Here is a 21,933-nt window from a genome sequence, read left to right as displayed (position 1 = left end):
GACGTAAGCAAGCAAAGGTGACGTAAGCGAATCCGCTAGGATACTGACACACATTAGTGTTAAGTCCTAGCGGATTTTTATGTGGAGCTAGCACTCAATATGCGGTGGTAAGAAAAGTATGTTGAGTATTGTTCTCTTAATTGAGCGTCAGTAAAACAACAGTAAGTAGTGGTTTCGTGTTGTTCAGTTAGTTTCGCGCTGAATAGCTCATAGTAGATACTTGGCAAATGGTGATTTATCGGCGATTGAACTGAATAAGCGATGCAAAATAAATGTTACTCGTTTAATAAAGCTGCTGTACTAGAGCGCACAATAAGTTGTGCTGGCACAATTCTATACGGATTTTCAACTTCCTGACCGTTGATAAGCGCAAGCGTCATTTTTGCTGCGGTAGTAGCAATATCGACAGGATTTTGCCTAATGGTGGTCAATCCAGTTTCATGAGCATAAAAACTATCGTCGAAACCAATAATTGAAATATCGTTTGGTGTAGAATAGCCACTTCGTGCAAGTTGGAACATAAGTGGGATAGCAATTCCATCTTCTTGGCATGCTATAGCTGTGGGCATATTTGTGTCGCCAAGTAATGTAGAAACTATAGCGCTGATGCGATCTAAACCTGTAGTGGCAACGATCTCCACAGGTGTAATACCGTTGTTGTTGCATTCATCGATAAATGAATGGTAGCGTTGCAATACGCTGAAATGTAACGAAACATCACGTGTTGTACGCACGTATGCAATATTGTGATGTCCTAAACCAATTAAGTGACGTGCCATAAGTCGCGCGCCTTGATCGTCATCAATGTTAATGGTTGCGTCAAAATCACAATTTTGCGGATGCAAACAGTTAATGCCAACAATCGGCACACCTGTTGTTTTTAATTGCGCAATTTCGTTTGTATTTACATCAAAAGAACAAACAATAACAGCATCAGCATTGCGTCTTGTTGGAAGCATAGTAAAAAATTCCCGACGTTCTTCACTGCTAGAAATTTGAAAAATAGACAAATCGTACCCTGCAGTGTGAAATATCTGATTAAGCCCCTGTATAACTGATGCGCCAAACCATAAGCGAATTTGGTCGCTTATGAGTAATGCAATTCGCAGTGTTCTTCCGGATTTTAATGCTGCAGCGGATTTAGAGATGGAAAAATTTAACCGTTCAGCGATGGCTAGCACTTTGTTGCGGGTTGATGCAGAAACTAAATTTGGCCGCGTGAAGGAACGAGATACTGTGGAAACTGATACGTGTGCCTTATCTGCCACATCTTGGATATTTGCTGGCATGTGAACTCCTTCATCCGCATACAACCAACTTCTCGTCACAACGTTGTGCTCGGCGCTATCACTATGAATATTGGTGCCAATATAGTCAAAAGTTTGCAACCGTTTCCATTCTAGCAGATTTTATTAATATGCCAACGATAACAAGCAATTTTTTGAAAGAGAAATGAACGATTGCTTTTTATGAAATGCAAAAAATGACAACGTTTGACATTGCTCATTCATGTAGTAGAATGAAGATATTGGTTCGACATCGACGTCTATGGTGGCGTCGCACTCAAGGAGGAGAAAGTGACGAGTCATGATTAGTATGAGTGGAAAAGCAATACGTAAATGGTGGGCGTTGTTCGCTTTGCCAACGTTTGCGGCTTTTATTATTGGTTTTGTTGTGCCGTTTATTATGGGCGTGTATTTAAGTTTTACCAAATTCCACGCTGTTACGGATAGTAAATTCATTGGCGTTCGTAATTACGTTAAGGCGTTTAAGGATCCACATTTCCTTCATTCGTTAATGTTCACTATAGCGTTTACTGTTGTAACAACTATTCTTATTAACGTGATTGCTTTTGCAATTGCTTATATGCTTACTAAGAAGTTCAGTGGATCAAACGTTTTCCGCACTGTGTTCTTTATGCCAAATCTTATTGGCGGCATTGTGTTGGGCTATGTTTGGCAACTTGTACTTAATGGTATTTTGGCATACTTCGGTCGTTCTATTACATATTCTGCCGTATATGGTTTCTGGGGATTGGTGCTGCTTATTTGCTGGCAGCAAATCGGCTATATGATGATTATTTATATTGCTGGTTTGCAAGCTCTTCCAGGAGATGTTATTGAGGCTGCAGCAGTTGATGGTGCAACCCCGATGCAAACGCTGTTTAAGATTACCATCCCACTCATGATGCCATCTATTACTGTTTGCACGTTCCTGACAGTTACTAACGGTTTCAAGCTTTTCGATCAGAACTTGGCTTTGACGAACGGTATGCCTTCTCATAAGTCTGAAATGTTGGCATTAAACATTTTCAACACGTTCTACGGGCGCACAAATGGTGAAGGCGTCGGTCAGGCGAAAGCAGTTGTGTTCTTCGTGATTGTAGCTGTTATTGCTTTGATTCAGAATATGCTTACTAGGTCTAAGGAGGTAGTGGCATGAACGAGAAAATGAAGCATCCGGTACTTTGGACAATCTTCTTTACTGTCGTAAGCTTACTTTGGATTTTCCCAATCGCTATAGTTTTTATAAATTCCTTCAAGTCGAAGATTTATATTGCTAGCGAGCCTTTTAGCCTTACCCCTAAGTCTTTTATTGGATTTGGTAACTACTACCTAGGCATTGAGCGAACGAATCTTATAATGAGCTTCTGGTGGACTATAGTGATTACCGTTGGAGCTGTGATTTTAATTCTGCTTTGTACATCAATGTGCGCATGGTGGATTGTTAGAGTCAACAATTGGTTCGCTGTAATGCTTTACGTGCTGTTCCTATTTAACATGATTGTGCCATTCCAAATGGTTATGTTCACCCTTTCCGACATCACTAACAAGCTCGGATTGAACACTCCATGGGGATTGTGGATTATCTACTTAGGCTTCGGCGCCGGTCTTGCAGTGTTTATTTTCACTGGCGTGATTAAGGGCATTCCGCAAGAGCTTGAAGAGTCTGCAATGATTGATGGCGCTTCTGTGCCGCGCATATTCTTCCAGATTATTATTCCAATTATGCGACCAGCGATTGTGTCTGTGTCTATTCTGCAAACTATGTGGATTTGGAACGACTTCCTGCTTCCGTACCTTACCTTGGACTTGAACAAGTACAAGACGGTTTCGATTTCAGTTCAGTATTTGAAGGGTGGTTATGGTTCCGTTGAAATGGGTGCCATGATGGGCTGCTTGGTTCTTGCCATTCTTCCAATTATTATCTTCTACCTCATCTGCCAGAAGTATATTATCAAAGGCGTTATGTCAGGTGCGGTAAAAGGCTGAGATTTCTTCTCCTCCAAAATCTCAAGTGGCTAAAATAATGGTGGTGACTACGGTCGTAAGATTTGTAAGTCACCACCATTGTATTGTTGGTAGGGGTATTGTTAGTAAGTATTGCTAGTAAGTCAGCTATAAATAGCGCAAACAAAGCGTAAAGGAGATATATAAATGTTCTCATTTGGAAGCCCGGATTCAAAGTTTGCGCAAGGTATGGAAACATTTGCTAATACAGTGTGGCTTACCATACTTATGATTGTTACTAGCATACCTTTAATCACCATTGGTGCAGCTGTTAGCGCAGCGCACGATGCTGCAAGACGTGTAGAAAATGCTGAAGGACACATGACTTCTGCATACTTCCGCGCTTTTGCCAGTAACTTTTTGAAATCAACTGTAATTTGGATTGTGATGGCTCCATTTTTGGCTCTTATATTATGGGCTTGGATTGCAGTTAGAATACCACCGCTTTTAATACCGCAATTTGCAATAAGCATAATCTGGATTCTTATAGCAGAATGGGTTTTTGCATTACAAGCGCGTTTTGAAAATTCTATTGGCAAGACTATTCTGAATGCTTTTATTTTCAGCGTTGCATACTGGCAAGCAACGCTTGGAATGATTATTGTTGACGCTATTTTTATAGGCCTTGTGGCTGCATCAGTTATTTACTTTCCGCAAGGTTTACCTTTGCTATTATTCATTGGTTGGGGATCGACTATTATGCTTCACACGCCTTTGTTGGAGCGTGTTTTTGCAAAGTATATTAAGAAGTGATTTATGCAAATAATTAATGAGGCGAGCATCATCGTAGACGCTCGCCTCACATAGGACATCATTGCAATCAATACTTTTGATTTGCTACTATGCAAACCGTATTTCTTGCGGGGGATTGAGTCGGTTCACAGTAAACCAACACTTTAATTATACTCACTTCTGTGTATTTTCGCCGCGCATAACTGCTGTCATAGAAAGCACTCGTGGCGACTTAAATACTTCATCAGTGTGGACTACGCGACCTTCTGCATCAGCAAGTGGAATACGCCAATTTGGATACTCCGTACTAGTGCCAGGCTGGTTTTGAGAGCGGTGCTCGCCAACAGCATCAACCAAAGCAACCTGCAACAACAACGATGGGGAAGTGCGCATAATCGCATGCAGAGCTTCCACAATCTCTTGCACATGGCCTTCTACGTCTTCAGCAGCCTCTCTGCTAATCCAGCCGCCGTCAAGAAGCATCTTCATCATTGCATCACGCTCAGCTTGAGCTGTCTCTTGGAAGCTTTCTACGGAGTCTGTAAGAAGGTGAAGCTGTTCGCGAAGTTTTACGTGCTCAAACGCAAGATAACCCGCTGTAGGCGGCATATCGTGCGTTGTAACAGAAGCGAGTGCATACTCGCGGTACTTAGAAGGATTAGCAAATATAATCTGCTTCTTTCCAGCTTTCTTTGTTGCAGCCTCAGCTTCGTCGTCGTGAATAAACCACTCAACAACAGTGCCAAGCACGCCGTGAGAAGCAAGCACCTTAGAAACATACTTCGGCACAGTACCCAAATCTTCGCCAATAACAACACCGCCTGCGCGAGTTGCTTCAACTGTAAGAACTGCAATCATTGCGTCTACGTTGTAGTACACGTATGCGCCGTTTCTTGCACTCTGGCCTTGTGGAATCCACCACAGGCGGAAAAGCCCAAGAACATGGTCAATGCGTGCAGCTCCAGCATGCAAGAATACGTTATGAACCATGTCTCGGTAAGCAATATAGCCTGTTTCGTCCAGGTAATTTGGATCGAATGGAGGCTGACCCCAATCCTGGCCCTGCTGGTTGTAGAAATCAGGAGGAGCGCCAACGCTTACGCCGTTAGCGAATCGTTCCGGACTCCACCAAACATCGGCTCCGTAGCCGTGCACGCCAACAGCCATGTCTTGCATAAGACCAATTGCCATGCCTGCAGCCTTAGCTTCAGCGTGAGCTGCAGCAACCTGCTCGTCCGCAATCCACTGAAGCCAACGATGGAACTCAAACAAATCAGCATGCTCGCGCTTAAGTCGTTCAATTTGCGGAGTTCCTTTACCAGTAGTGTCAAACCACAAGTTTTCTCCCCAAGGAGCGCCCCAAACTTCAAAAGCAACACACCAAGTGGCAAAAGCATCAAGATCTTCACCGGAACGATGTTTAAACTCAGTAAACTCGCGCTCGCGTTCTGCGGAGCGAGGCTGCTTGAAGATTATGCGCAGAGCAGGAAGCTTAGCGTCCCAAGCAGCGTTAATATCCATAGGATTTGGATTGTTGTTTTGATGAGCGATAGACTCATGCAATTGCTCTACTTTAGCAAGATCTTCGCTACTTAATTCAGCATATTCTGGAATATCTTGAGGGCGAATATACGTAACATTTAAGAACCTACGAGACTCAGGTAAGTACGGTGAAGGTTCAAGAGGCGTTACTGGGGCACAAGCGTGAATTGGATTAATCAGCATAAAATCAGCCTTGCCAATTTCTCCAGCATCCTTAAGTAGTCGACGCAAATCGCCGTAATCACCAATACCCCAAGAATCCTTGGAACGCACGGAATACATTTGCGTCATAAAGCCCCAACGGTGACGTTCTTGTACGCTTTGCGGAAGAGGAATGCGTGCAGGAGCTGCTATTAAAGTAGCGTCTGAGCGCGAAGTAATATCTCCATGATTCCCAAGAACTTGGGCGTGCAAAGTGTGATATCCCATTGGCAAATCGTCAGGAAGTTCAGTGTATAGCTCGCCGTCGTCCTCAGTTAGAATATTTCCTAATTTGCCCTCATAATCAGTGCCGTCTTCAAGCGTAAGCGAAAGTCTAATATCTTCCGGCTTGGCATCTCCAGCATGAATTGGTACACAAGTTTTTGTGCCGTTAAATGAAACTACAGTTGGAGGAAGTAGTTCACTGGCTCTCTTGGCTTGCACTAGCTTGTACGATGACGCTATATTATCCTGAGTGTCAGCAGGCATTCCTAATGCGTCAAGCACTCCAACCAATGCTTCATCAGTAATTTCAGTGTAGCTTCCTTGCTGATCAATATAAAAAGTGGCAACGCCGCAAGCTTTAGCAAGTTTAATCAGCGGCCGCTCAAGGCGCTCTGCGCTTTCTTCCATAGGCTTATCAGCGTCAGCTTTGCTAGTAGCTGTTGTAGTCATGGTGCTCCTTCTATCTTGTGATTGGCACATCCCTAACATCGTCGTAAGTGTGCCAAACGTGCAACTATGGCGAGAGAGTGCAACCCAATACATCTCTGGACTGAAATACACCCTGTTTGTCAATTATATAAATACCTGATATCGTTTGCAAATTAGCGTTGCGATATAACAGGCTAGTTTTACTGCAAAATTGCAACTAAACGCAATTGTTGCGATTATATTGCGCTTAGTTGCAATCAGCTGTAGTTTATTGATACTTATTCAAACAATTACTTATTGCTCAGCACAACGAAAGTGCGTATTGGCAAATGTAAAGTAGTAGTGCTGCCTTCTGTAACAATAGATGCTTCAGTAGCTGGTTTTTCGCCAGTCCACTTGGCATAATAATCGTTTGAATTAAGCACGCAGTGCCACCCATGAGATTTTGCGCTATGAATTACTGGCAGCTCAATCTTTGCATCTTCATGATACATAGGATTGGCACAAACAATGAGATTATTACCAACACGTGTTGCTAAAACAGTGTGGTTAGAAGTTGTTAATTGCTTGCGTTTACCATTATATAATGAACTATATTCTGCGCGTAGTGCAATAAGTGCTCGATACCACTGAATGAGTGGCTGGAATTGCTGAGTACGAGCCCAATCGAGCTGATTCAGCAGCATTCCGCGATTATAGGAATTATCGCAGCCATGTTTAGTGCGACCAAATTCTTCACCACTGAGCATAAATGGCATTCCGGCGGAGCATAGAACCATGCCTGCAGCAAACATATTAGCGTTCATAATATCTGCAACAGCTTTTGCATCCTGAGCATTAAATTCAGCTTCACCAGCGTTATCTCGCATAGAGATGCAAAGCTTATCCCATAGAGTCAAATCATCATGAGCGGATATGTACTGCACAATTTGACCAACTTCTTTACCAGCAGAAGGGGTGTCGCGCCAAGCATCTAACGCTTGGCGAGCAGCATCAGAGCACCAGAACTCATTACCGTTAACATAACCGCGGTCACGATGATTCATAACATTGCCTTTAAGGGAATCGCGTGATTCATCGCTAAACCAGCCAATACGTTCGTGCAATAAGTCGCGACCATCTTTATCTGCCAGTGGCAACTTTTCGTCAACAGCAGGATCCGAAGCGCCCCAAGGCTCACCATACATAAGAATATCTTTTCCGCCAGGAAGTTTATCTAATGCAGCTCGTGCCTGGTTCAAAGTTTCAACATCAGTTAAGCCCATAAGATCAAAACGGAAACCGTCAATATGGTAAGAGCGAACCCAATGCAGTAAAGATTCAATAATAAACCTACGGAACATTGGATGCTCAGAAGCCATCTCAGTACCGCAGCCTGAGCCGTTTGCAAAGGAGCCATTCTCTTCACGTCTGCAGAAATAGCCTGGAGCCATGCACTCAAAAGCATTTTCTGCCGCCTTATACATGTGGTTGTATACCACATCCATAATTACTCGCTGACCATTAGCATGTAATGCAGCAATCATTGCCTTACACTCACGAATACGTGTCGTGCCATCATATGGATTACTGGAATATGCACCTTCTGGCACATTATATGCGTACGGGTCATAGCCCCAGTTGTACAAAGAGTCTAGTTCTTCTGCTGAAGCTCCATTCTTACGAGCTTGGTCAAGCGCTATTTCATCGACAGTAGCAAAATCGTAAATAGGTCCTAGCTGTACATGAGTGACGCCAAGTTGCTTTAAATAATCTAAACCTGTAGGAAGAGTATTATTAACTGAATCTGTGTTTGAAACAGTAGTGTGTTCATCAGTAAAAGCAAGATACTGGCCACGATGTTCAGGTTTAAAACCGCCACGAGGGTCATTGCTAAAGTCGGCAACATGTGTTTCCCATACAACTGTTGCATGACGGACAAATTTAGGTGATTTATCTTTATGCCAATTAGTTGGAGCAACGCGATCCTCATCAATAACAAGGCTGCGTTCGCCGTTAACGCCGCTAGCAATGCCCCATGGATCACTCGTACGATTTACTGTGCCATCAGGAAATTTGACGAGATAATCGTAATACATGCCATCCAAGCGTCTACGGAAATTAGCTTTCCAAGCACCATCGTGCAAAGGCTTCATTTCGTGTATTTGTGTCGGCTCGCTGTTATTGCCGGTTTCAAAAAGTCGTAAAGTTACGGTTTGTGCTGTTGGCGCCCAGACAATAAACGTTGTAGATTTAGCATTTAAAGTAAAACCGAGAGATCCTTCATATACAGGCCATGTTGCTGAGGATGGAATTGTCATGGAGATTATCCTTCTTCTTTCATTATGTTATAAATATTGTTGTACTGTGCTAATTATAGTAAAAATTATACTAATTCTAAATTTTATCTTTAAGTTATTATTCTATTATTGAAAATATTTTATTGTGGAACACTATTTGGCTCAATACGGTAGGGTTGACGCAACTAATATCATCTTGAGTCGAAGAGTGGTAAAACTTTGAAATTATGTTTGTATCAATATGTAATCCAATAAAATTCATCGAAATTGCTTGTATTTGCGAGATATGACAAATATTGAACACTGAGAACAAAAAGGCCGAAACGCTCGGAAAGCGCCTCGGCCTTCTAGGATTTGCAATCTGAAGATTACATCATCCCTTAACAGAACCTGACATGGATTCTTCGTAGAAGCGTTGCATCACAATAAACAGAATTGCAATTGGAATGGAAACGCACACAGCGCCAGCGGAGAAGCGTGCGAACCACTGATTGATGTACTCCTTCTGTAGCATCTGCCACAAGCCCAATGCAACTGTAAAGTTGTCTTGAGTGCGAGCAATTGCCTTTGCAAGAACGAAGTCAAGCCATGGTCCCAAGAAGCCAACAATAGCCTGGAATACAATCATTGGCTTGCAGATTGGGAGAATAATCTTATAGAATACTTGCCATGTTGTGCAGCCATCCAAATAAGCAGCTTCATCCAATGACTTTGGAATAGTATCCATGTAACCCTTCATAACGTAGAAGCCGGCGCCACTACCTGCAGAGTATACAATAATCAAAGAGATGAGCACTACTGAGCCATTCGTCAGACCAAAAGCCTTAAGAATGAAGTAGATTGCAATAACAGCCATAATGGATGGGAACATACCGAGAATCAAAGCAATGTTCATGAAGGTGCGACGTCCACGGAAGCGCAAGCGAGACATGCAGAATGCCACAGCAAGCACGAAGAACAGTGAGATAATGCACACAAACACAGACACAATGAAAGTGTTCATAAACATTCGTGGGAAATCAAGCACGTTGCGCTCAGTAAAGAGCTTAACGTAATTGTCAAACGAATATTCGGTTGGGAAGAAGGTCTTCTGATAAGGAGCCTCATGCTTGTTGAAGCTTTCCAACAATACCCATGCAATAGGTGCTAGCCACACGATTGCCATAACAATCAGGAAAAGATGTGTGACAATATCACCTATGATTCGGCGTACTCGCTGGTCGCGGAACAAAGGAACGCTACGTTGACTGTGTACCATTCCATTGGAAACTTTCTTATTACTCACCGGAATCCCTCCTCGTTCTTATAAGAGCCAGAGTTGCGGTAGGTTATCAATGCGACTACCGCCAGCACGATGAAGGTCATGATGCCGATTACTGCACCCATGCTGTAGTTATCCTTATCAACAGTCAGCTTATAAAGCCACGTGATGAGCAAATCGGTCTTACCTGCGGAAGATCCGACCGGCGTTGGCTCGCCGCTTGACAAGAGGTAAATAACATTGAAGTTGTTCACGTTACCGGTGAAAGTGGTGATTAAGTAAGGCGTCATCACGAAGAAGATGTAAGGCATCGTAACGTTCATGAAACGCTGCCACCAGCTAGCACCATCAAGCTCTGCGGCTTCGTACAGTTCGGCAGGAACATTTTGCAAAATACCAGTAATTTGCATGATAGTGTACGGAATACCAACCCAAAGATTGATAAGAATTACGGTGACGCGAGCCCAAGTTGCATCTTCAAAGAATGGCAGTGGAGAATGAATCCAACCGTATTCCATGAACAATCTGTTAATGGCACCATCGTGCTGCAACATATTGTGCATAACAAGCAAAGAAACGAACTGAGGTACTGCAATAGTCAGTGAGAAGCAGGTACGCCAGAATCCCTTAAGTCTAGTGGTTCGCCTGTTAATAATCATTGCCATGAACATACCAAAGAAGAAGTTCAAGAAGGTAGCAAAGAATGCCCACACCAAAGTCCAAATCAGCACGTCGATAAACATGCCTGCGTTGATGGTGCCGCTAGTGGAGCCAAGAATCTTGAAGAAGTTCTTTAGACCAACCCACTGGAAAAGTGGTGTGTGATCGCGGTCATAATTAGTGAATGCCATAGAAATCATGAATGCTAATGGCAAAACACTGAATACTATAATGCCCGCAGTTGGCAATGTCATTAAACCGACGTGTGCATTGCGGTCAAAGAGTGATTTAACATCTTGAATAAAATCAATTGGCTTCTTGCCGTCCACTACGCACTTTTGTGCCTTATACGCACTGCGTAGTGCCAACGTTGCCAAATAAACAAGCAAAATAATTGCTGCAATAGACATAACGCCATACAGCAAAATTTCTACAGAACTATCGCCGGCCTGATAATGCCAGAAGCCGTTGATTTTTACTTTACCCTGCTTTTTGGTACCAAGCGTACCAAACTTTGGAAGATACTCAGCGCCGGTAGTGAATAAGAATCCAAAAATAGCAGCTTCAGATGCAAGGAATACGAGACCCTTCACGTATTGGCGACGGACGAAATTGCCAAAACCAAAAATAACTACCGAGACCCAAGCAAGAATATCTGCATTCTTCGCAGCCTCCTGCAAAGAATACGGCGAAGGGGCAAAGCGTTCAGAAGCCGGCGCTTTCTGGCGCTTTCCTCGCTTTGTGGATGTCGTGCCAGTCATGACATACCTTTCATAAATGGTGGTGCTCTACTTACGCAGAAAGGACGCCCCGCCCCGTGCACATGAGGTGGGGAGCGGGGCGTCCTTGCCGTATGCTTCAAGGCATTCGCGCCTTGTTAGCATGCTTAAAATTAATTTTTACAGCTAAGTTAATTATGTAATTAACTTTTATTACTTCTTAAGAGCTTCAGCAAAGCCCTTGGCCCAATCTGCAGTCTTAGCAGCAGCATTACCGTCGTTGATTTCCTTGTGAGCAAGGGAAGTGCCGAAGGTCTTGGTTGGATCCCAGAAGCCACCCATTTCAGGAACGGTTGGCTGCAGTACAGAAGTATTAGCGATGGTGTTCATCTGAGCAACTGCAGCTGGATCGCCCTTAACAATGTCAGCAAGAGACTTGTCGGAAGGAATCGTGTTCTGCAACTCGTAGTACTTCTTCTGGGATTCCTTGGAGCCAAGGAATGCAGCAAACTTAGCAGCAATCTCTGGAGCCTTGGAGTTAGGGTTGTATGCAACAGCCTTAGAACCTGCGAAGGACTTCATCTGGAATTCGCCGGCCTCAGTCTTGAACTTTGGAAGCTGAGCAGCAGCGTAGTTATCGCCCAAAGCCTTCTTTACATCGTTTGCCTGCCAAGAACCAGAGAAGAATGCATCTGCAGTGTGGTTCTGGATTGCAGCCAAGCCGGCGCCTTCATCATTATCCATGACGAAGTTCTTGTTCTGGATAAGCTTTGCAACATACTTGGTGACTGCTGCGGCCTTATCGCTAAGCTTAATGCCAGCCTTGCCGTCATTGCTCTTTGGTCCAAAGAGGGTCATGTTGCCATCAAGGTAGAAGCCTGGGAGATACCAAGCGTTAGCGATGTTGAAAGCAACCTTGCCCTTCTCAAGCATCTTATCGAGGGACTTAACGTCTTCGTCCGTGAACTTGGACTTATCGTAGTACATGAACCAAGTGTTGCCAGTGAATGGTACGCCATACATCTTGCCGTCTTGTGCAGTTACGGACTGGATGAGTGGTTCAGCATCCTGCTGCTTTACCTGAGCGACAGCATCATCGCTTAATTCGCCAATGGCACCAGCCTGTACCAAATCACCCAACTGATCGTTAGCGAACAAATAAACATCAGCAGCAGCCTTAGCGTCCTGCTTTACTGTCTTAGAAGCATCTGGTGGTGCAACGACAGCATTCTTAAAAGTAATCTTGTATTCTGGATGAGCCTTCTGGAAAGCCTTCTCCATAGTTGGCAACCAAGAATCACCCTTGGCTTGATCTTCAGAAGCTGCCCAAACAGTAAGCTTAGCAGTCTTTGTATCGCTGCTAGCTGTGGAAGTAGTGCTAGAGCCGCAAGCTGCAAATCCAAACAATGTAGCGACTGCAAGACCTGCACCCAGCATCTTCTTAATATTCGTCATCCTTGACCTCCTATATCATGCCAGAAACTGGCATATCATTTGGTGGCGTAGTAACGGATTAATTGTGGCGCAACATCGCTATTGCTGCGTAGAGCAGCGTCACAAGTCTCACAAATCCGTTCGTAAGCACTGTGTAGTATACACGGATATTATGTCGTTTGCAAATGGGTGGCGGGTTAGCTTGTGTATATCTGGGCAGTGAAAAATCTTCAAGTATTTTAGGTAAACTTCGTATATTGAATTGAATTGGGAAGGTGGAACAATGGGACTATATAATCATGCTGATTGGTTGAACGATGCTATTTTTTATGAAATTTACCCGCAGAGTTTTTATGATGCTAATGGTGATGGCATTGGTGACATTTTAGGAATTATAAAAAAATTAGATTATGTAAACTCGATTGGCTGCAACGCGATTTGGCTTAATCCTTGTTATGATTCACCGTTTAAAGATGCTGGTTATGATGTGCGTGATTATAAAAAAGTTGCTGCGCGCTATGGTACCAATGAAGATTTGCAACAACTTTTCAGTGAGGCTCACAAACGGGGAATGCATATTCTGCTTGATTTAGTGCCGGGACACACAAGCGAAGAGCATGAGTGGTTCCGTAAAAGTTCTTGTGCTCAAGAAAACGAATTTAGTAAGCGTTATATTTGGACAGACAGTGCATTTTCTGGGTATTCAATGCCGTTCATCGGCGGTGAAACTGAACGTGATGCAACATATATCCTCAATTTCTTTAAGTGTCAGCCTGCGTTAAATTACGGTTTTGCGCATCGAGATCGTGCTTGGCAGTCTTCCCCTGACTCCTCAGAAGCGGCTGCAACTCGCGCTGCAATGGTTGATGTAATGCGATTCTGGCTTGCGTTGGGTGCTGATGGTTTTCGCGTCGATATGGCGGATTCGCTCGTAAAAAATGATGATAATAATGGTGAAGGAAGTCTTGGTAAAGACAATACAATTCGCGCTTGGCAAGAAATGCTTGGGGCTGTCAAAGAAGAATATCCTGAAGCTGCTTTCGTTTCTGAATGGGGTAGACCTCGTCAGGCGCTTGCTGCCGGTTTTGATATGGACTTTTATTTAAGCTGGCGATGGGATGGAAATCCTAATGGTTACGCGCGTTTGCTTCGTGACGTTGACAACGCTTTAGATCATAATCCGCAGCATGATCACAGTTACTTCTCGGCGCAAGGTGGAGGAAGTATTTGCCCGTTCTTGGACGATTACTGCCCGCAATATGAGTCAACGTGTCATCAAGGTTACTTTAGTTTTATTACTTGTAATCATGACACGCCTCGTTTGGCTCCACGTCTTAGCGATCGCGAGCGTCGCGTAGCTTTTGGCATGTTGTTAACAATGCCGGGTGTTCCATTTGTGTATTACGGTGACGAGATAGGCATGAAATACCGCGATATTCCAACAAAAGAAGGCGGTTATGCTCGTACTGGAACGCGCACGCCAATGCAGTGGGATGACACAAAAAACCTTGGCTTCTCAACGGCTGCAAAGTCGAAGCTCTATTTGCCGGTTGAAGCGCAATCGGATGGGCGCACTTGCGCAAATTCGCGAAAACAAGCCGTCGCAAATGGCGAAATTCCAGCAGTTTCTTCTCAAATTAATTGCAAAGATTCTTTCCTGTCTTGGGTGCGCTCGCTTATTGCACTTCGTCATAGTCGCGCTTCTTTGCAAGCTGACGCGTCTTGGCGTGTGCTGTATGCTCCTGTTGATGGTCGTGGTTTTGCATATGAACGTTGTGCAAGAACTATGGATCATGGTGAGACCCAGCGAAGTATTGTAATGATGAATCCTAGCGTGCATGATGAAATAGTTCCGTTGGAAGCGCTAGCGAATCTTACACAAGAATCTGTGAATAATCCATTACTGAAAATTGGTGAGATATCAAGTAATGGCAATACTCTTACGCTCGGCGCACAAAGTTTTGCAGTATTTGATTTGTCATATTAGTGCGCAATATTGCGATACAATAAACATGTAGAAAAAACATGTATAAAGCGACGAGGCTGCAGAAGTAACCAAACTACGCAAATAACGTCATAGGAGTAGAAAACAATGGATGCGGTGACGCCAAAAATTCGAGCAGATAAAAATATAAAACTTGGTATCACTTTGCGTAAGTTCAAGCTGCTTGGTGCTGTTATGATGACGCTTAGTGCTTTTAGCGCCCCCGTTATACCTCACTTATTTGGCGGCCTTAGTGATAATAATATGTGGGCGCTTACGGCTGCTGTGGTGTGCGAAGTGGTTAGTTGGACGGCGCTCCCGTGGTATGCATGGATACTTGTGCGAGGATACCACAATACGCATAATGTGAATTTTTATACGTTGCGCTTGTTGATTTTAGCATTGATTTGTGAAGTTCCTTATGACATTACCACATCTGGTTGCGCTGTTGATATGCGTTCACAAAATCCTGTATTCGGGCTTGTTATTGCGTTATTTGTGCTTTCTGGAATCGATATGATTCGTACTCGACTCAGTGGTGTTTCGCGCGTGATGGCAGGAGTGGGTATTGTAATTGCCGGGTTATTGTGGAATATTATCGGCAAAGTTGGTGTGCGTCAGCATATTTTTTGGGGTGGAGCATTATTGCTTGGCTTTGTGCTGATTTTTGAGCTATTGCAAAAACATGAAATTCGCATGGAACTTATAGCAGGCATGTTTGGTGCTATGTCACTGCTTGCTCCAGGTGTGGGAGTGGCGGTGTTGCATTACCGTAGCGCATATGGTGATGGTCATAAGAATTCGCGAGTATTTCGTTGGGTTATGTATGCTTGGTACCCGATTGTGCTTGCGATTGCTGCATTGTTTGCAGTATTCGTCAGATAAAATCGTGCGCTAATTAATAAAAGGCAAAGGTGCAAAAATGGACTCTTCCAAGTCGAGAATTTTTTATAAGTACGCATCAGACTCAAACGCAAAGGCGCAGGATACTCAGGTAATTAAAGGCGAAAAGTGGCGCATTACGGTTATTACAGATTCGCTTATTCGTCTTGAATGGAGTGATGACGGAAAGTTTGTTGACAATCCTACGCAAACCGTAATTTGCCGAAATTTTGCTTACAAAAGCGCGGACACTCAGCCGCAATTTAGCGCGCGTAAAAACGAAAACGGATGGCTGGAAGTCGAAACTGAAAAGTTGCACCTTGTCTATAATTGCGAAGCTTTTAGTAAAGAAGGCTTAAGTATTGTTGTGCGCGGAGTACCGTGTACTCAATTTAATACGTGGCATTACGGCGACGACTGCCCGGGGAATCTTCTTGGTACTTTTAGAACTTTGGATCAAGCGAATGGTCCGGTAAAACTTGGTAAAGGCATACTTTCGCGTGACGGATGGTCTGTTTTAGATGATTCTGCAACTTGCGAAATTGTGCCAGCTGAGGAAATAAATGGCAAACCGAACCCGTATGGAGCTTGGGTTAAGTCGCGCGCGCAAAAAGTTAGCGAACAAGCTGGAAGATATAAAGATTTGTATTTCTTCGGCTACGGACACCGCTATATTCAAGCAATTCAAGACTTTTATAAGCTTACAGGCGCTCAGCCGTTGCTGCCGCGTTTTGCGTTAAGTAATTGGTGGAGTCGCTACTATCGTTATCGTCAAGACGAATATTTGCAATTGCATAATCGCTTTAAGCGCGAAGGCATACCTTTTAGTACGGCTGTTATTGACATGGATTGGCATGTGACGGATGTTGATCCGAAGTATGGTTCCGGTTGGACGGGCTACACGTGGAATGAGGAGCTTTTCCCGGATCATCGTGCTTTTTTGCGTAAACTTAACGTTGCTGGATTGTCTCCAACTTTGAACTTGCATCCGCGTGACGGTATGCGCGCATTTGAAAAAGACTATCCGCAAGTTGCGCGAGATATGGGAATTGATCCTGCAAGCGGTAAAGCTGTGGAATTTGATTTAACAAATCCGCAGTTTGTTGAAGCTTACTTCAATATGCATCATCGTATGGAAGATGAAGGTGTGCGATTCTGGTGGATTGATTGGCAGCAGGGAGGAGTGACGCGCGAGCCTGGATTGGATCCGCTTTGGATGTTGAATCATGTGCATTATGGAGATGCTGCGCGCGAAGGCCGCTGGCCTCTTACGTTCTCTCGTTATGCTGGCCCTGGCTCGCATCGCTACCCGGTTGGATTCTCGGGAGATACTGTTACTACTTGGGATTCGCTTGCTTTCCAAACTTACTTCACTGCTACAGCTTCCAATATTGGCTACGGGTGGTGGAGTCACGATATTGGTGGGCACATGCTTGGCGTTAGAAATAACGAGTTAGAAGCGCGATGGTACGCTTTCGGCGCATTGAGTCCTATTAATCGTCTTCACTCGACTTGCTCGCCATTCGCTGGAAAAGAGCCGTGGAATTTCCCTCAGGAAACTCGCGAAGCAATGGTGAAAATGCTTCGTTTGCGCGCGGAACTTTTGCCATATGTTTATACGATGAATTATCGCGCAGCTTTTGAGGGCAGACCGATTGTTGAGCCAATGTACTGGCAGTCTCCGGAAGTTGGTATGGCTTACGAAATCCCTAACGAATACCGTTTTGGAAGTGAGCTTATAGTAGCGCCGATTACTTCGCCTAACGATGCGACTACTTTGCGTGGGTGCGCTGGAGTTTGGTTGCCTGAAGGTGATTGGTATGATTTGTTCGACGGGCGTAGGTATGTGTCTCGCGGTTGGAATGGTCGCAGATTTGAAGCGTGGCGTGCACTTGACCGAGTGCCGGCTTTCGCTCGTGCTGGTGCAATCATACCAATGCAAGTTTTGCCGGAGATTGCAGATTGCGCGCGTAGCGCTGAGGTCGCTGAATCGGTTAATAGTATTGAAAATCCTCACGATTTGCGCGTTCTTGCGTTCCCTGGAGCTGACGGCGAATTTGTGATGCGAGAAGATAATGGTGACTTTGCTGTTGCATCTGCTGGTAGCACTGCTGATACGAGAATGAATTTTGTGTGGCGAGATGGCAATGGTTCTTCGCAATTTATTATTTCCGGTGTAGAAGGTGCGGAAGCTGCTGTGGAATCTGTGCCACAAAATCGCAGCTGGAATGTGGTATTTAGAGGAGTTGCTTGCGCAGATTTTGCTCACGTGCGTGTATTTGTAGGAAGTCGAGAGCTTAACACAAGCGAGTTTGCAATTTCTTACGAAGGTGAAGAATCGACCTTAAGCTTGTCGGTTTCTGTAAAAGACGTGCCAGCTCGTTCGGAAGTTTGCGTAATTGTTGACGGAGGATTGCAAATTGCTGATGATCCTAAAGTTGGCGACGCTTACCGATTCCTGTTACAAACCCAGGTACCGTATCGTGGCAAAGAAATGGCTTTTGATGCAATTCGAGAGACTGGTGGAAGTGCCAGTGCTATTACTGCACTTTCAGCACTTGAATACGACAGTGACAATGAAGCTGTGAGTCAGCGTGAGAGAGTTGATATGCTTAATGCTTACGCAACCAATCAACCTTCAGTAGTGAAGTGGGCGCAGTGGCGTTGTACGTTGCCGGTTGCTGTAAAGCGAGCACTTGAGGAGATTTTGCTGCGCTCAGTTGAGTGATTTCATCTGCGTTTGTAGCGTTTGCCTAAATCGTGAGTTTATTAATGTGTGCGCGTTAGTAACAAAATTGCTTAGTTTTGCGATTTGACATGCCGACTTAATTAACTAGTTTTTGTCAAAAGTGCTAGAATACTGCACGGTAGTGTGACGAAAATCACATAATTTCGTTACGTCTATCTGTAGCGTTTGTAATATCGCTAAAGTTGGCAATATTACAGCGTTTTACAATCGCAGTTTTGAAAGTCAAAGCTACGAAACGCGGGAGCTTGTTCTATACAGGCTGAGAGGGCGAAAGCCGACCGTAAACCTGATGCGGGTAATGCCGCCGTAGGGAAGGAGTATGTATGCGAAATATTCGTATTATTGGTGCAGGTATTATTGGTTTAGCAACAGCGTGGAGACTTACGGAAGCCGGCGTAAAAGTTAGCATAATTGATCCAGATCCAGTCTCTGGTGCTTCTCATCATGCTGCCGGCATGTTAGCTCCTACCGCAGAAATGCAATATCAGCAAGAAGCGTTGTATCCGCTTATGTTTGAGTCCGCAACCATGTATAAGGAATTGGTTGATTCGGTTGCAAAGTACACCGACAAGCCAACCGGCTACTTAGAGTGCGGCTCTTATGTAATCGGCGGCGACGCTGCAGATAACGAGCACGTCAACGAGTTGCTAAACTTGCAGCACCGTTACGGCCGTAGAGCTGAGCATATTTCTGTGAGTAAGCTTCGTGAAATTGAGCCTGCTCTTTCGCCAACTATTGCTGGCGCTGTAAGTGTGCCGGACGATCATCAAATCAACCCTCGTCTTTTCACTGCAGCTATGATTGATGCACTCGAAAAGCGCGGTGTTGTTATTGAGCGTCGCGCGAGCACTCCAGATGATTTAGGTCCTGACACAGTTTTGGCATCAGGTTTGGGTGCCAAGGATATGCTTCCGCAGCTTAAGCTTCGCGCTGTGTGGGGTGATATGATTCGTATGACTATTCCAGAGCCATTGCGTCCAATTTTAAGCTCCGTGGTTCGCGGTTTTGTGCACGATCGCCCAGTGTATTTGGTGCCTCGCGCTAAGGAAACAGGTGAGCTTGTGCTCGGTGCTACTTCTCGCGAAGACGATCGTGATATTCCAAAAGTTGGCGGCGTGCTCGACTTGCTTCGTGATGCTGCAAGCGTGCTCCCAGGCATTCAGGAATGCTCAATTACTGAGGTTACCGCCGGTGGCCGTCCTGGAACTCCGGACGATTTGCCATTCATTGGTATTGATCCTAAGACGCATACCACGATTTCTACTGGCTACTTCCGTCACGGCATTTTGCTCACTGCTTTGGGTTCTTCGTTGACTACCAAGCTTGTGCTTGAGCAAGAGTTGACTGAGAAGGAAAAGGGCTTCTTGGAAAGCTGCGATCCTGCACGTTTTTAATAGCGTAAGTTTCTAGTTACGCGAGTTTTTAGTAAACGTTCTAGTGACACAAGTTTCTAGTAGCGCAATTTTAATAGACGTTAATAAAGGTTGAATTATGCAAATCGTCGTCAATGGTGAAACTGTTGAAGTTCAAGATGGGTTAACTGTTGCTGAGCTTATTGCTCAACGCTACGGTTCTGACGCTGGTCCTGGCATAGCTGTTGCGATTGGCGACGATGTGCTTAAGCGTGCGCAATGGGCAGCGACCGCCATCTGCGAAGGTAATCAGATTGAAATTCTTAGCGCAGTGCAGGGCGGCTGATGCAAAATTAAATTGCATCTTGTTGGTCACGTTTAAATAAATGCGTTTAGATAAGTGCGTTTAAATATTTAATCTTAGATACGATATAAAATATTAAATCTTAAATAAAAGGCTTAAAATGGCAGAAAATAATTCTGAAAATAATGCAGAAGAAAGTGTTGATACTTGGCAACTTTGCGGCAAAACTTTACATTCAAGGCTTTTGCTTGGCACGGGCGGCATGACGAGCATTGATATTATGGAAAAGTCGCTTGTGGCTTCGGGTGCGGAAGTAGCTACTGTTGCTTTGCGCCGCCATGCAAAAACAGGCGTGGATATTTATGGAATGCTGCAACGCCATAACATTAACGTTTTGCCAAATACTGCAGGATGCAAAACAGCTCATGACGCTGTGCTTACTGCAAAAATGGCTCGCGAATCTCTTGGAACTGATTGGATTAAGCTCGAAGTGATTGCTGATGACGATACTTTGCTCCCAGATACTCGCGAAGTGTTGCTCGCTGCAGAAAAGCTCGTTGAAGAAGGATTTAGCGTGCTGTGCTACACGAATGACGATCCGATTGTGGCTCGTCGCTTGGTTTCGCTTGGTGTGAAGGCTGTTATGCCTGGTGGCGCTCCAATCGGCACTGGTCTTGGTATTTTGAATCCTCGAAATATTGAGCTGATTGTGCGTGAATGCAAGGAAGCTGGCGTTCCTGTGATTTTGGATGCTGGCGTTGGCACTGCTTCCGACGTTGTTAAAGCTTTTGAAATCGGCTGCTCTGGCGTGCTTCTTGCAAGCGCTGTAACTCGCTGCCCAGATCCAGTGAAGATGGGTTGCGCAATGGCTGCTGCTGTAACTGCTGGCAAGCTTGCTCACGATGCTGGGCGTATTCCAATGCGAAATCATGCTCTCGCTTCCTCGCCTGTTGAAGGTCGCGCTTGGGCTGATTCTGTACTGTAAATTTCATACTATGAATTTCGGCATAAGTATTTAAGCATGACGATTAATAAAATTTACGACAACCTGCAGGAGCTTGAGGCGGAGCGTACTTCTCGCCACTTGCTCCTGCCGGGCTTTACTCTTGAGCATCAACAAATGTTGCGCAATGCAAAAATCTGCATGGTTGGTGCGGGCGGACTTGGTTCTCCGTGCTTACTTTCGCTTGCTGCTGCAGGAGTTGGAGAAATCACAATTTGTGATGACGACGTTGTTGAGCTTTCTAACTTGCAAAGGCAGACTTTGTACACTGTTGATCAGTGTGGCCAATCTAAAGCCCAACTTGCAGCTAAACGCTTGCAGGCGCTATCTCCGGGCTTAAAAATCAACCTTGTGAATAGGTTTAATGAAGATAATGCGAAGCAGCTTGTAGAAAATCACGACTTGATAATTGATGGTTGCGATAATTTTGCTACGCGCTTTTTGATTGCGGATGCTGCGTGGAGTGCAGGAATACCGGAAGTTTATGGCTCGGTGCTTTATTACGAAGGTCAGGTGAGCGTTTTTGTGCCGGGGAAAGGACCTGGCTTGCGCGACTTGTATCCTTGCCCACCTCCGGAAGAAACAGTGCCAAAATCGGCTGTATTGGGCGCAACCGCAGCTATTATTGGCGCAATGATGGCAACTGAAGCAATCAAACTTATAACCGGCATTGGCACACCGCTTATTGGTGTTTTGGCGCGTTATAACGCATTAGATAACTCTTTGCGCCACTTTAAGTTCAGTGCGTGAAACTTGCGTAATTATGACTTGATTTACTGCTTTTGTTTGCTGTGGTGCGAGTTTTAGGTGGTGTTTGGCTGGTGTTTTTCTTGAGTGGCGATTTTATTTTGCGTTATTCTTGAGTATCGTCTATGAGTTTTGGCTAA

Annotated in this window: 16 protein-coding genes and 1 riboswitch; of the genes, 10 read left to right on the top strand and 6 right to left on the bottom strand. The window is 44.5% G+C overall.

The genetic code is table 11. From position 1 onward, the window contains the following. Nucleotides 1-275: 275 nt before the first annotated feature. Nucleotides 276-1,289, bottom strand: a complete 1,014-nt coding sequence (locus tag HMPREF3208_RS03085) for a LacI family DNA-binding transcriptional regulator (RefSeq protein ID WP_064347189.1) — start codon at nt 1,287-1,289, stop codon at nt 276-278. Nucleotides 1,290-1,587: 298 nt separating this feature from the next. Between HMPREF3208_RS03085 and HMPREF3208_RS03080 the strand changes: the two genes are divergently transcribed. The 3 genes from HMPREF3208_RS03080 to HMPREF3208_RS03070 all read left to right on the top strand — a co-directional run bounded on the left by HMPREF3208_RS03080 (nt 1,588) and on the right by HMPREF3208_RS03070 (nt 4,043). After that, nucleotides 1,588-2,442, top strand: coding sequence for a carbohydrate ABC transporter permease (locus tag HMPREF3208_RS03080; RefSeq protein ID WP_064347187.1), 855 nt, complete (start codon nt 1,588-1,590; stop codon nt 2,440-2,442). Next, nucleotides 2,439-3,272: a carbohydrate ABC transporter permease gene (locus HMPREF3208_RS03075; protein ID WP_064347184.1), complete on the top strand. Its 834-nt coding sequence runs from the start codon at nt 2,439-2,441 to the stop codon at nt 3,270-3,272. The genes HMPREF3208_RS03080 and HMPREF3208_RS03075 overlap by 4 nt, the downstream gene beginning before the upstream one ends. A gap of 165 nt (nt 3,273-3,437) precedes the next feature. Then, nucleotides 3,438-4,043 carry a DUF624 domain-containing protein gene (locus HMPREF3208_RS03070; RefSeq protein ID WP_004137098.1) on the top strand — a complete coding sequence of 202 codons (606 nt, stop codon included), beginning with the start codon at nt 3,438-3,440 and terminating at the stop codon, nt 4,041-4,043. Between the two features lie 153 nt (nt 4,044-4,196). Here HMPREF3208_RS03070 and malQ read toward each other — a convergent pair whose 3' ends face one another. From malQ to HMPREF3208_RS03045, 5 genes are all read right to left on the bottom strand, one after another. Then, complete coding sequence (gene malQ, locus HMPREF3208_RS03065) at nt 4,197-6,440, bottom strand: 4-alpha-glucanotransferase (protein ID WP_064347183.1); 2,244 nt, start codon at nt 6,438-6,440, stop codon at nt 4,197-4,199. A 269-nt stretch (nt 6,441-6,709) separates the two neighbouring features. Continuing rightward, the gene (gene pulA, locus HMPREF3208_RS03060; protein WP_064347181.1) at nt 6,710-8,719 is read right to left on the bottom strand and encodes a type I pullulanase; all 2,010 of its coding nucleotides are present in this window, start codon (nt 8,717-8,719) and stop codon (nt 6,710-6,712) included. Between the two features lie 352 nt (nt 8,720-9,071). Continuing rightward, nucleotides 9,072-9,983: a sugar ABC transporter permease gene (locus HMPREF3208_RS03055; protein ID WP_081091167.1), complete on the bottom strand. Its 912-nt coding sequence runs from the start codon at nt 9,981-9,983 to the stop codon at nt 9,072-9,074. Continuing rightward, complete coding sequence (locus HMPREF3208_RS03050; protein ID WP_016636769.1) at nt 9,980-11,380, bottom strand: carbohydrate ABC transporter permease; 1,401 nt, start codon at nt 11,378-11,380, stop codon at nt 9,980-9,982. Before HMPREF3208_RS03050 ends, HMPREF3208_RS03055 begins: the two co-directional genes overlap by 4 nt. A gap of 171 nt (nt 11,381-11,551) precedes the next feature. Further along, nucleotides 11,552-12,793, bottom strand: coding sequence for an extracellular solute-binding protein (locus tag HMPREF3208_RS03045; RefSeq protein WP_064347179.1), 1,242 nt, complete (start codon nt 12,791-12,793; stop codon nt 11,552-11,554). Between the two features lie 262 nt (nt 12,794-13,055). On the opposite strand from HMPREF3208_RS03045, the gene HMPREF3208_RS03040 reads away from it, so the two are divergent. The 7 genes from HMPREF3208_RS03040 (at nt 13,056) to HMPREF3208_RS03010 (ending at nt 21,796) form a co-directional block, all read left to right on the top strand. Further along, complete coding sequence (locus HMPREF3208_RS03040) at nt 13,056-14,759, top strand: alpha-amylase family glycosyl hydrolase (RefSeq protein ID WP_016636767.1); 1,704 nt, start codon at nt 13,056-13,058, stop codon at nt 14,757-14,759. A 105-nt stretch (nt 14,760-14,864) separates the two neighbouring features. Next, nucleotides 14,865-15,641, top strand: coding sequence for a TraX family protein (locus tag HMPREF3208_RS03035; protein ID WP_016636766.1), 777 nt, complete (start codon nt 14,865-14,867; stop codon nt 15,639-15,641). Nucleotides 15,642-15,678: 37 nt separating this feature from the next. Further along, nucleotides 15,679-18,366: a glycoside hydrolase family 31 protein gene (locus HMPREF3208_RS03030; RefSeq protein ID WP_064347177.1), complete on the top strand. Its 2,688-nt coding sequence runs from the start codon at nt 15,679-15,681 to the stop codon at nt 18,364-18,366. Nucleotides 18,367-18,614: 248 nt separating this feature from the next. Further along, nucleotides 18,615-18,718, top strand: a riboswitch (TPP riboswitch). Continuing rightward, nucleotides 18,711-19,781: a glycine oxidase ThiO gene (gene thiO, locus HMPREF3208_RS03025; RefSeq protein ID WP_004129299.1), complete on the top strand. Its 1,071-nt coding sequence runs from the start codon at nt 18,711-18,713 to the stop codon at nt 19,779-19,781. It overlaps the preceding riboswitch by 8 nt. 97 nt (nt 19,782-19,878) lie before the next feature. Beyond that, nucleotides 19,879-20,085 carry a sulfur carrier protein ThiS gene (gene thiS, locus HMPREF3208_RS03020; protein ID WP_064347175.1) on the top strand — a complete coding sequence of 69 codons (207 nt, stop codon included), beginning with the start codon at nt 19,879-19,881 and terminating at the stop codon, nt 20,083-20,085. Nucleotides 20,086-20,203: 118 nt separating this feature from the next. Further along, nucleotides 20,204-21,028, top strand: a complete 825-nt coding sequence (locus tag HMPREF3208_RS03015; protein WP_064347174.1) for a thiazole synthase — start codon at nt 20,204-20,206, stop codon at nt 21,026-21,028. A gap of 36 nt (nt 21,029-21,064) precedes the next feature. Further along, nucleotides 21,065-21,796 carry a HesA/MoeB/ThiF family protein gene (locus HMPREF3208_RS03010; protein WP_064347172.1) on the top strand — a complete coding sequence of 244 codons (732 nt, stop codon included), beginning with the start codon at nt 21,065-21,067 and terminating at the stop codon, nt 21,794-21,796. Nucleotides 21,797-21,933: the final 137 nt, after the last annotated feature.

It is taken from the genome of Gardnerella vaginalis, assembly GCF_001546485.1.
Taxonomy (GTDB): domain Bacteria; phylum Actinomycetota; class Actinomycetes; order Actinomycetales; family Bifidobacteriaceae; genus Bifidobacterium; species Bifidobacterium vaginale_D.
The sequence above is the reverse complement of the archived record's forward strand: the minus strand, read 5'-3'. Positions and strand labels throughout refer to the sequence as shown.